Origin of the sequence: Planktothrix sp. FACHB-1355 (assembly GCF_014748295.1) — a bacterium.
In the GTDB taxonomy this organism is placed as follows: Bacteria; Cyanobacteriota; Cyanobacteriia; order Cyanobacteriales; family Aerosakkonemataceae; genus Aerosakkonema; species Aerosakkonema funiforme_A.
This window is the reverse complement of the sequence record NZ_JACJUP010000110.1, coordinates 1-10038: the sequence shown is the minus strand read 5'-3', so window position 1 is coordinate 10038 and position 10038 is coordinate 1. Positions and strand designations below refer to the sequence as shown.

Genomic DNA, 10038 nt, shown 5'->3' with positions numbered 1-10038 from the left:
TATCGAATTTCTGCGCGAATTGCCCTCGGAACTCGCCCCGCTCGATCGCGTTCGCAACTGGGACGAATTCCATTTGCATATGCCGGATGACAAGCTTCGCACTCAGGCGGCGCGGTGTATGGACTGCGGTACGCCGTTTTGTCATACGGGAACGGTCATCAGCGGTATGGCTAGCGGCTGTCCGGTGAATAACTTGATCCCGGAATGGAATGACCTTGTGTATCGGGGACTGTGGCGGGAAGCGCTCGATCGCTTGCACAAAACCAACAACTTCCCCGAATTCACCGGGCGCGTGTGTCCCGCACCCTGCGAAGGTTCCTGCGTGTTGGGTATCCACAATCCGCCAGTCACAATTAAAAATATTGAATGTTCGATTATCGATAAAGGTTGGGAGGAAGGTTGGATAACGCCGGAAGCACCCACCAAGCGCACTGGTAAGAGAGTTGCTGTCATTGGTTCTGGCCCAGCCGGACTGGCTGCTGCTGCCCAACTCAATAAAGCGGGTCACTGGGTAACGGTATTTGAACGGGCCGATCGTCCGGGTGGATTGCTCATGTACGGCATCCCTAACATGAAACTGGACAAAGAGCAAGTAGTTCTCCGCCGTCTCAAAGTCTTGGAAGAAGAAGGTGTGAAATTCATCTGCAACACCGAAGTCGGTAAAGACTTTCCCGCCGAAAATCTCCTCAAGGAATTCGATGCCGTCCTACTCTGCACAGGTGCGACTAAGCCGCGCGATTTGCCGATCGAAGGACGCCAGTTAAAGGGCATCTACTTCGCAATGGATTTTCTTACTGCCAATACAAAAGCGATTCTGGATCGAAAACCAGGAGAGGACTTTATCTCTGCGGAAGGCAAAGATGTCGCGATCATCGGTGGTGGCGATACCGGTACTGACTGCGTGGGCACTTCAATTCGCCACGGTTGCAACAGCCTCGTACAAGTAGAAATTCTACCTCAGCCACCGCAAGAACGGGCTGCCAATAACCCCTGGCCGGAGTGGCCCAAAGTTTACAAAATGGACTACGGTCAGGAGGAAGCGGCTGCTAAATTTGGCGGCGACCCCCGCGTCTATCTCACAACAGCCACCAAGTTCGAGGGTGATGAAAACGGTCACGTCAAAGCCATCCACACCGTACAAGTGGACTGGGAGAAAAACGAGAAAGGTCAATTTATCCCCAAACACATCCCCGGTACGGAAAAAGTGATTCCCGCCCAGCTAGTTTTGCTAGCAATGGGTTTCCTTGGCCCAGAACAACCTTTGCTGGACGCCTTGGGACTCGATCGCGATGCCCGCAGCAACGTCAAAGCCGATTATGGCAAATACGCTACCAGTATTCCCGGCGTCTTCGCTGCCGGTGATTGTCGTCGCGGTCAAAGCCTGATTGTCTGGGCGATAAATGAAGGTCGCGGTGCCGCCCGCGAGTGCGATTTGTATCTGATGGGGAGTACCGATTTGCCTTAATTCAGATCTTTAGCGATACAAAGATCCCCGACTTCTTGAAGAAGTCGGGGATCTCAGAAAACTTTATCTAAATGAAAACTGCTCTAAATATTGCCGCCCCCAATTGCCCAGATTGATGATTTTCGCGAAGATAGTTAGCTCCCTAACTTAGTAGCTATTTTCAACAGAAACCCCATCATTCTTAGGTTCTGAGAAGTTCTGATTGAGAGAAGCATCGCGGATAGCTTGCCATAGAGAAAGAAGTTCACCACCGCTTAGATTACTGGTTTTGTAGCGCTCAACAGCACGATCCAATTCTTGCAGAGTCCTGATGGTAGGAATAGTATAGTTAACTTGTGGCATAGAGTAACCTCTACTGATATGACCGATCGAATAGTCAGTCTAAATTAATTATATTGTAATCAGATTCAGCATAAACAGATGAGATAACTTTCTACTGGATTTTTTACGATTCGGAGAGCAAAGCCAAAAAGGTGAAAAGGGAAAAGCTTATACAGTAAGGATTTTCACCGTTTACCCCTCTTTTGCCTAGCGATCGAGTGAGTATCCAATCTTTAACAAAAGTTATAACAATTATTAGTAATTACTTTACTAAGTGTTAATGCTTATCCGTTGTGTAACGATAACTATTTATCCATATTTACCAATGACTTGAACCGAATGTAGGTTAGTGAAGAGAGACTGTAAATATTCAGATATTTTCTGTATATTAAATTATGGTTAGGTTTGTAAGCTTTTTATTGTGATTTATTAAGTAATGCTTCAAAGCCAGATTTAACAAATTAAACCACCAAGCCATCTTTGACATGAATCGTGCGGTGAGTTTGGGCAGCAATGTCCGGTTCGTGGGTAACAATAACTATGGTGATGCCTTGATTGTTCAAATCTGTCAGTAACTCCATTACTTCGTAAGAGGTTTGAGTATCTAAAGCACCTGTAGGTTCGTCCGCTAGAACAAGGGCAGGACGGTTGACAAGAGCGCGGGCGATCGCTACCCTTTGTTGTTGTCCCCCAGATAGCTGACTGGGACGGTTGAAAAACCTTTGGCCTAAACCAACTCGACTCAGCGCTTCCTCCGCACGCCGACGACGTTGAAATTTGGAAATGCCTGCATAAATCATCGGCAACATCACATTTTCTAAAGCTGTGGCGCGGGGGAGGAGGTTGAACTGCTGAAACACAAAACCAATCCGCTGATTGCGTATATAAGCCAACTCATCATTATTGAGCGTTGTCAGGTTTCTGCCTTCTAGAAAATAATATCCATCAGTAGGACGATCGAGGCACCCCAAAATATTCATCAAAGTAGATTTGCCAGAACCGGATGCGCCCATAATAGCGACATACTCGCCTTCTTCAATAGCGAGATCGATTCCTTTGAGAATAGGCACCTCGACCTCTCCCAAACGGTAGGTTTTTCTGATAGCTTCCATCCAAATCATCGTTGCCATAAACAAAACAAAAATTAAAAAGTTTCTAAATCTTGCTGTTTCAATACAAAGTAAAGAATCTCTGTACCATTAACGCAAACAGACCGATCGGACTTCATACCGATCTTTTGTAAGACTTTAACGGATGCTAAGTTGGGTTTATCTACGCTAGCAATAACGCGCTGAAAACCAAGGTTTGCGAACGCATACTTGCTTGCTGCAAGCGCTACTTCCGTTCCCAACCCCTGACACCAATAGTTCGATTTAATTCCGTACAAAAGTTCTGGTTCTGATGATTCATCCGGGACGCGATAACCGCAAAATCCAATAAAATTATCGCTTTGTTTGGCAAAAACTAACCACAGACCGAAGTTATATTTGGCAAAAGATTCTCCGCTCTTGATAATTTCGTTTTCTGTCCAATCTCGCGAGACGATGCGATCGTCAAACAGGTATCTCCGGATATGTCGATCGATCCACAAATTATGCAATCGATCTCGATCTGTTAGCTCAACAGGTCGCCAGGTCAGGCGCGTTGTTTCAATGTGTAGGTTTGGCATAGTTCTTATATGATTGCTTTAATCGCTTCTCAGTGCCGCAATTGGATCGAGCCTTGCCGCATTTCGAGCGGGTATAACTCCAGCTATCAGTCCTACAGTAATAGCGAGGACGAGTCCGGCGACAGCTGACCAGACAGAAAGCACAAAGGGAAATTTAAATACATTAGCAATTGCAAAAGTAAGACTAATGCCGATAATAATACCCAAAGCTCCTCCCGCCAGAGAAACCAGTACTGCCTCAGCCAGAAATTGACTCAAAATAGCCCTGTTAGTAGCTCCCACAGCTTTGCGAATACCAATTTCGCGAGTGCGTTCCACCACAGAAACTAACATAATGTTAGCAATCCCAATCCCGCCGACGATTAAAGAAATACCTGCGATCGCACCGATCAAAACAGTGAATAATCCCACCACGCTGCTAAAAGCATTGATAATATCTATCTGATTGCTGATGCGAAAATCATCCGGTTCTGGCGGATAAATATTGTGCCGAATTCGTAACAAGTTTGTAACTTGAAACTGGGCAGCTTCCAGGTCGATTTGATCTTTCGCTTTCAGCCACAAACCGTTAATAGCAGTGCCATTAATGGCATTGTTGCCCACAATTCGACGGGACATATTAGTGAGGGGAATATAAACTCGATCGTCCTGATCCTGTCCGCCAACCGAGCCTTTCGACTCCATTACCCCAATCACAGTGTAGCGTCCGCTCTGAACCCGCACGGTGGAACCGACGGCAGGTTGTCCACTGGGAAACAAATCGTTCCGCACCTTGCTACCTAAGACCACAACAGGTTCCGCTTTGTCAAGGTCGTCTTGACTGAAAAATTGCCCTTCCTGGGGATGAATTTCTTTGACATCGGGATAGCTCAAATCAACTCCCAGAATGAAAGTGGAAACGTTGCGATCGCCATACACCACCTGTCCCGATCTCTGCAAGTAAGCAGTTACACCAGTAGCTGCCGGTACTTGTTTGGCGATCGCTTGGGCATCCTCCCAAGTCAGCGTACCTGCCGAACCCGCACCCTGACTGATACCCCCATACCGCGCCGCTCCCGCCAACACCAACATCACATTTGTTCCCAAAGCTTGGATCTGTTGCTCCGTCGCCTTCTGGACTCCCTGTCCGACCGATGTCACCATGATGACCGAGGCAATACCGATAATTACGCCCAGCATCGTCAAACTCGTCCGGAGGCGATTGCTCCACAACGCCTCCACTGCCATTGTCAGCACCTCAAACAGAGAAATTTCGGTCGGATGAATTCGACCCAAATTTCCGGCTTTCCTCTCAAATTGCTGCCTTCTACCCTCTGTCTTCATATTAAAAGCCCCCTCTACCTCCTCTACCTCCTCCTGGCGGCCCCATTCCCGGCATTAATGAAGGTGTCCTAGTTTGGGGTCTTCCTTGGGGAAAGCTAATTAAAACTTGTTCTCCTTCTTCCAGTCCAGACACAACCACCGTCTTATTCTCCACTGTTTGTCCAGTTGCGATCGGCTTAAATCGCGGTCTGCCTCTTTCTGGGTTTAACACATACACACCAGTTCCTTGCTCTTGGCGCACAATCGCCACAGTGGGAACCACTAAAGCGTTGTTCAACGTGCCAACCTCAAACACCACGTTGGCGTTCATCCCCGCACGCAGCAAGTTTTCCGGGTCATCGATCGAGGTTTTCACCTCAAAGTTGGTCACGTTTTGCTCCACGGTAGACTGGGTGGCAACTTGGGTAACTTTGCCCTTAAATGTCTTACCTGGATAGGCATCAATTTCAATTGTGACGTTTTGCCCGACTTTAATTTGCGGGATGCTGGTTTCTGCAACCTTAGCAACGATCTGATTTTGAGATGCTAAGGCCAAGATAGATGATGAGGTAGCTGAAGAAACCGAACTGCTGGAAGTAGTTGGGGTGACAAACGAACCCGGATCGGCAAATTTGCGAGTTACAACGCCGCTGAAGGGAGCGCGAATCACGGTATCGTTAACCTGTGCGCGAATGGTCTGCATAGCGCCTTCAGCGCTCATCACTTGGGCGCGTGCTTGCGTAATTTCTTCCGGACGTGTACCAGCACGTTGCAGGTTGAGGGCTTCTTGTGCTTGTTTGACTTGGGCGCGTGCTTGCGTAATTTCTTCGGTACGAGTGCCCGATTTTACTAAATCTAGTGCTTCTTGTGCTTTTTTCACCTCGGCGCGTGCTTGGGTAATTTCTTCCGGACGAGTGCCCGCTTTTACCAAAGCGAGTGCTTCTTGCGCTTGTTTGACCTCGGCGCGTGCTTGGGCAATTTCTTCCGGACGGCTACCCGATCTCGCTAGATTAAGAGCTTCCTGTGCTTGTTTAACCTCGGCGCGTGCCTGGGCAATCTCTTCCGGACGAGTGCCCGATTTTACCAGATTAAGACCTTCCTGTGCTTGTTTGACTTGGGCTTTGGCGGTGTCGTAGGAACTACGGGAAGCTTCCACCTCACGTAGAGCGATCGCACCCGCTGTATATAATTGTTTGTTTTGATTAAAAGTAAGTTCTGCCTGTCGTAAGTTAGCTTGTGCCGATGTTAGTTGCGCTTCTGCTTGGGCAATTTCTTGAGGGCGATTCCCTGCCAAAAGCCGATCGAGATTTGCTTGTGCCGATGCTAACTGCGCTTCTGCTTGGCCAATTTCTTGAGGGCGATTGCCTGCCAAAAGTCGATCGAGATTTGCTTGCGCCGATGTTAACTGCGCTTCTGCTTGGCCGATTTCTTGGGGGCGATTGCCTGCCAAAAGCCGATCGAGATTTGCTTGCGCCGATGTTAACTGCGCTTCTGCTTGACCGATTTCTTGAGGACGATTGCCTGCCAAAAGCCGATCGAGATTTGCTTGCGTCGATGTTAACTGCGCTTCTGCTTGCGCGATTTCTTGAGGACGATTGCCTGCCAAAAGCCGATCCAGATTTGCTTGCGCCGATGTTAGTTGCGCTTTAGCTTGAGTCATTTGCCCTTGCAGGTTGGAATCATCCATGTATGCTAAGATTTGTCCTGCCTCCACGCGATCGCCTTCCTTCACCAGCAACTGCTTCAACACGCCAGAGTTCTTAGGACTCATGTTCACTGCTCGTTCTGGTTGCACAGTTCCATTAGCGGAGATCGAAATCGGTAAATTGACTCGTTCCACAGAAACCGTCTGCATCCGACGTCTCGCTTCTTGGCGCGGTGCATTTGTCAGTTGAACGTAAACGAGGTATCCTCCGCCTGCCAATGCCCCAAGAACGATTAATCCAACGAGCCATTTAACGATCGAACTCTTTTTAACAGGGCCTTGCGGAGAAGGCTTTAAAGTAACCTCTGGCGGTGAATCGAGTTTCATCCTCCCTTGCCTTACCCAATTGCTGTGGATGGTTTCTCTAGGATATCGATTTGGATTTGCCTCTGTTTTCCCAACACCGTTAGATTAAAAAGAATAGTAGATTGGGTTCGAGTAAGAAATCTGTGTTCATCTGTGTTTATCTTTTTTCATCTGTGGTTAAATTTTAACCAACTCAACCCAAGCTACTTTAATTTGAGCGATCCGAAAAGTATCTTTGAGGAGATTTAGCCACAGATATTTACAGATAAACACAGATGAACGCAGATGTCGATTTTTCGGATAAGCTCTTAGCGTCACTAAGACTGAGGTTGTTGAGGACGTTGAGGTCTTTGCTGACGCATTTGTTCGAGTTGTTGCCGCTGTTCGGGGGTCAAAACAGCTTCCATTCTTTTCTTGGCGTCCTCCCGAATTGTTCTCATTCTCGTTTTTTGATCTTCAGTTAAATTTATACTGGGACGCTGACGTTGTTCTCTGGCAGTACGCATTTGTTCTCGTTGTTCTGCTGTCAAGATGGCATCCATCTGCTGGCGAGTAGACTCATGAATTTGTCTGAGTTGGTCTTTTTGAGCATCAGTCAGCCCGGAGATAGCTGCAAAACCTCTGCCTCCACGTCGCCTCGCACCTTCCGGTTTACTGTTGGGTTGCGATGAATCTTGTGCTACCAGGTCGGACTGATTGGCTGCTACTTTGTTGGGAGCCATAAAACCGGAAGCCCCCATTAAAAGTGTAACCGCAGATAAAACTAACAGTCCTCGATTAATCCGCATGACGATCTCCTTGTCTTGAGAATGGGTAGATGTCTATGTTTTTTATTTAAATCTGCCAAAATGACAACAAACTGATTTTCTGGATTACAGTTTTGTAATTTTTCTAGGTAGAGATCGGAAGTAGAATAAAGGTTTATGCACGTCCTGTTCGTTGAAGATGAGGTAAAAATAGCTAACTTTGTCCGCACAGGTTTGAAAGAGCAGGGTTTCGTGGTTGATTATTGCGATAACGGCAACGAAGGCTATGTTCGCGCTACGGAAAATCAATACGATGCGATCGTGCTTGATATCATGGTGCCTGGGAAGGATGGACTGACTATCCTCAAAAGTCTGCGTTTGGCAGGTAACAACGTCCCAGTCATTTTGCTTACAGCTCGCAATGAACTGGATGACCGAATTGTCGGTCTGAATCTCGGTGCGGATGACTATTTAGCGAAACCGTTTTTTGTGGAGGAGTTGGTTGCTCGCATTCATGCCGTGGTGCGTCGAACTTCTGGCGATCGGCAAAATTTGCTTTGTCTTGGGCCAATTAAACTCGATCGCATCGCACGGGAAGTCACCTGCAACGATATTACCGTAGAATTAACTACTCGCGAGTTTAACCTGCTGGAATACCTCATGCGCTCTCCCGGACGAGTTTTTACTCGCACGCAAATCTTGGAACACGTTTGGGGGTACGATTTCAATCCCAATACTAATGTGGTTGATGTCTGCATTCAAAGGATACGCAAAAAGATAGACCCCGTTGAAGGATCGAGTTGGATCGAAAGCGTGCGGGGAGTTGGGTATCGTTTTCGCAAATTAGAATCTTGATTGTGGGACTCCGTTCTTTTCGGCTCCGAATCGCCTTACTATCGGCTACCCTAGCTGGTAGCACCCTCGTGGGATTTGCCGGAATTTCCTGGTGGTTAATTTACGATGCCAAGGTAAGCCGCCTAGACGCGGAACTGGAAACCCAACTGTTGATGGCTGTACGTCCGCGAGTGCAAACTAATTGGCAAGCTTACGAAACTTCTTTACATTTTGCGTTTGGCAGTAACTCACAAACGCCTATTACGATAAAAGCTGAAAGTAACAACGGAGAAATCCTGTATCAGTCAAGTGAGTGGTCTGGGGATCTCAATCTGAAATCCTTGTTGCCATTCCGTCCGTACCAGTTACTTCCACCAGTTCCGACCTTCAATAAAAAAAGCCCAATATCTCGTCGCATTCAGCCGCCGAAGTTATCCCAATTTACAACTCAGCACACAAAAAACGGTATTTGGCGTGTAGGTGCGATCGCTTTTCCCCGCCACAGTGTTGCGATCGCTGTTAGTTTAAATGGTATCGATCGAGAAATGGCGACGATCCGCAATGTCTTCTTGATTTCGATACCTATCTTACTGCTCCTGGTTCTTGGTGGTGCGTGGGGTCTGTCTGGCAGTACCTTATGTTCCATCCAACAGTTAACTGCTGCCATTGCACAAGTTACGGTCAAAGGACTCGATCGAAGAGTTCCGATCGGTGCAACGGATGTAGAATTTCTAGAGTTGATTCAGGTGTTTAACCAAATGTTGGAACGCCTGGAACGCAGTTTTAAGCAAGCTTCTCGCTTCAGTGCGGATGCCGCCCACGAACTTAAGACACCTCTAGCTATTTTGCAAGGTGAACTGGAACGAACTCTGCAACAAGTTGAAGCTGAATCGGATGTGCAGCAAAGTTTAAGCAGCTTGTTAGATGAGGTGCGCCGTCTCAGCGGAATTGTGCGGAAACTGCTGCTGCTGTCTTTGGCAGATGCCGGACAGATGAGTCTGCATCGGGTGGAAGTAGATTTGTCCGATTTATTAAACGAGATGCTGGAGGATATCGAACTGCTGGCACCACATCTGGAGGTACAAACGGAAATTCTACCCGGATTGAAGGTGCAAGGCGATCGCGACTTACTGGTTCAAGTATTGCAAAATCTCATCGGTAATGCTATTAAGTACAATCTTCCAGATGGTTGGATCGAGATTAACGCCTACCGTCAGGCAAATGTTGTGTTGGTGACCATTACCAACAGTTCTAAGGATATTCCTGAGTCCGATCGCGATCGCGTATTCGATCGGTTCCATCGTGGCGACCCCGCCCGAACGCGCAAAGTAGAGGGAACAGGACTGGGACTGAGTTTAGCGCGGGAAATCGCACGCGCACACAAAGGTGAACTGACGCTCGATCCAACGCCATCCGGTCAGACTGCTTTTACCTTGACCTTACCGAGTGAGGTTATCCCTCGTCACGGCGTCAGCTCGATCGGGGCGTCTTAGAGCCAAAAGGTTTGTCCCAAATTGCCTATAATATATAGAAGGCGGCAAGTGTAGAGCGCCACCGTGCGATCGGCAGTTTTAACTCTTAAATACCGAACTTAACAAAAAGTAACAGCGAACCGAGCAGTATTTTTTGCTTGTAACGCCTTCAATGTTTGGCTTTGAGAGCCTTCATAAGGTAGCAGCGCCTGGAATCG

Annotated in this window: 9 protein-coding genes; 3 read left to right on the top strand and 6 right to left on the bottom strand. The window is 47.6% G+C overall.

What is annotated here, in order from left to right:
- Position 1: 1 nt before the first annotated feature.
- Positions 2 to 1465, top strand: a complete 1464-nt coding sequence (gene gltD, locus H6S82_RS07705; RefSeq protein WP_347339473.1) for a glutamate synthase small subunit — start codon at positions 2 to 4, stop codon at positions 1463 to 1465.
- A 147-nt stretch (positions 1466 to 1612) separates the two neighbouring features.
- Here the strand turns inward: gltD and H6S82_RS07700 are convergent, their stop codons facing one another.
- The 6 genes from H6S82_RS07700 to H6S82_RS07675 all read right to left on the bottom strand — a co-directional run bounded on the left by H6S82_RS07700 (position 1613) and on the right by H6S82_RS07675 (position 7556).
- Positions 1613 to 1807, bottom strand: coding sequence for a hypothetical protein (locus H6S82_RS07700; protein ID WP_190472604.1), 195 nt, complete (start codon positions 1805 to 1807; stop codon positions 1613 to 1615).
- A 440-nt stretch (positions 1808 to 2247) separates the two neighbouring features.
- A complete protein-coding gene (locus H6S82_RS07695) occupies positions 2248 to 2916 on the bottom strand; it encodes an ABC transporter ATP-binding protein (RefSeq protein WP_277926389.1) in 669 nt (222 codons plus the stop codon).
- Positions 2917 to 2930: 14 nt separating this feature from the next.
- Entirely contained in the window at positions 2931 to 3455 is a 525-nt protein-coding gene (locus H6S82_RS07690) for a GNAT family N-acetyltransferase (protein WP_190472601.1), read from the bottom strand.
- Positions 3456 to 3473: 18 nt separating this feature from the next.
- Positions 3474 to 4778: an ABC transporter permease gene (locus tag H6S82_RS07685; protein ID WP_190472599.1), complete on the bottom strand. Its 1305-nt coding sequence runs from the start codon at positions 4776 to 4778 to the stop codon at positions 3474 to 3476.
- A gap of 1 nt (position 4779) precedes the next feature.
- Positions 4780 to 6789: an efflux RND transporter periplasmic adaptor subunit gene (locus H6S82_RS07680; protein WP_190472596.1), complete on the bottom strand. Its 2010-nt coding sequence runs from the start codon at positions 6787 to 6789 to the stop codon at positions 4780 to 4782.
- A 296-nt stretch (positions 6790 to 7085) separates the two neighbouring features.
- Entirely contained in the window at positions 7086 to 7556 is a 471-nt protein-coding gene (locus tag H6S82_RS07675) for a Spy/CpxP family protein refolding chaperone (protein WP_190472594.1), read from the bottom strand.
- A 135-nt stretch (positions 7557 to 7691) separates the two neighbouring features.
- Here H6S82_RS07675 and H6S82_RS07670 point away from each other — a divergent pair, with 135 nt between their 5' ends.
- Together H6S82_RS07670 and H6S82_RS07665 are read left to right on the top strand one after the other, a co-directional pair.
- Positions 7692 to 8369 (top strand): response regulator transcription factor, encoded by a 678-nt coding sequence (locus H6S82_RS07670; protein ID WP_190472591.1) that lies wholly within the window; start codon positions 7692 to 7694, stop codon positions 8367 to 8369.
- 2 nt (positions 8370 to 8371) lie between these two features.
- Positions 8372 to 9841 (top strand): ATP-binding protein, encoded by a 1470-nt coding sequence (locus tag H6S82_RS07665; protein ID WP_322111995.1) that lies wholly within the window; start codon positions 8372 to 8374, stop codon positions 9839 to 9841.
- Positions 9842 to 10038: the final 197 nt, after the last annotated feature.

Bases quoted from the DNA above. Each gene is read 5' to 3' on its own strand.
- H6S82_RS07680 (WP_190472596.1), bottom strand. From the start codon at position 6,789: ATGAAACTCGATTCACCGCCAGAGGTTACTTTAAAGCCTTCTCCGCAA.
- H6S82_RS07690 (WP_190472601.1), bottom strand. From the start codon at position 3,455: ATGCCAAACCTACACATTGAAACAACGCGCCTGACCTGGCGACCTGTT.
- H6S82_RS07670 (WP_190472591.1), top strand. From the start codon at position 7,692: ATGCACGTCCTGTTCGTTGAAGATGAGGTAAAAATAGCTAACTTTGTC.
- H6S82_RS07700 (WP_190472604.1), bottom strand. From the start codon at position 1,807: ATGCCACAAGTTAACTATACTATTCCTACCATCAGGACTCTGCAAGAA.
- H6S82_RS07685 (WP_190472599.1), bottom strand. From the start codon at position 4,778: ATGAAGACAGAGGGTAGAAGGCAGCAATTTGAGAGGAAAGCCGGAAAT.
- H6S82_RS07675 (WP_190472594.1), bottom strand. From the start codon at position 7,556: ATGCGGATTAATCGAGGACTGTTAGTTTTATCTGCGGTTACACTTTTA.
- H6S82_RS07695 (WP_277926389.1), bottom strand. From the start codon at position 2,916: ATGGCAACGATGATTTGGATGGAAGCTATCAGAAAAACCTACCGTTTG.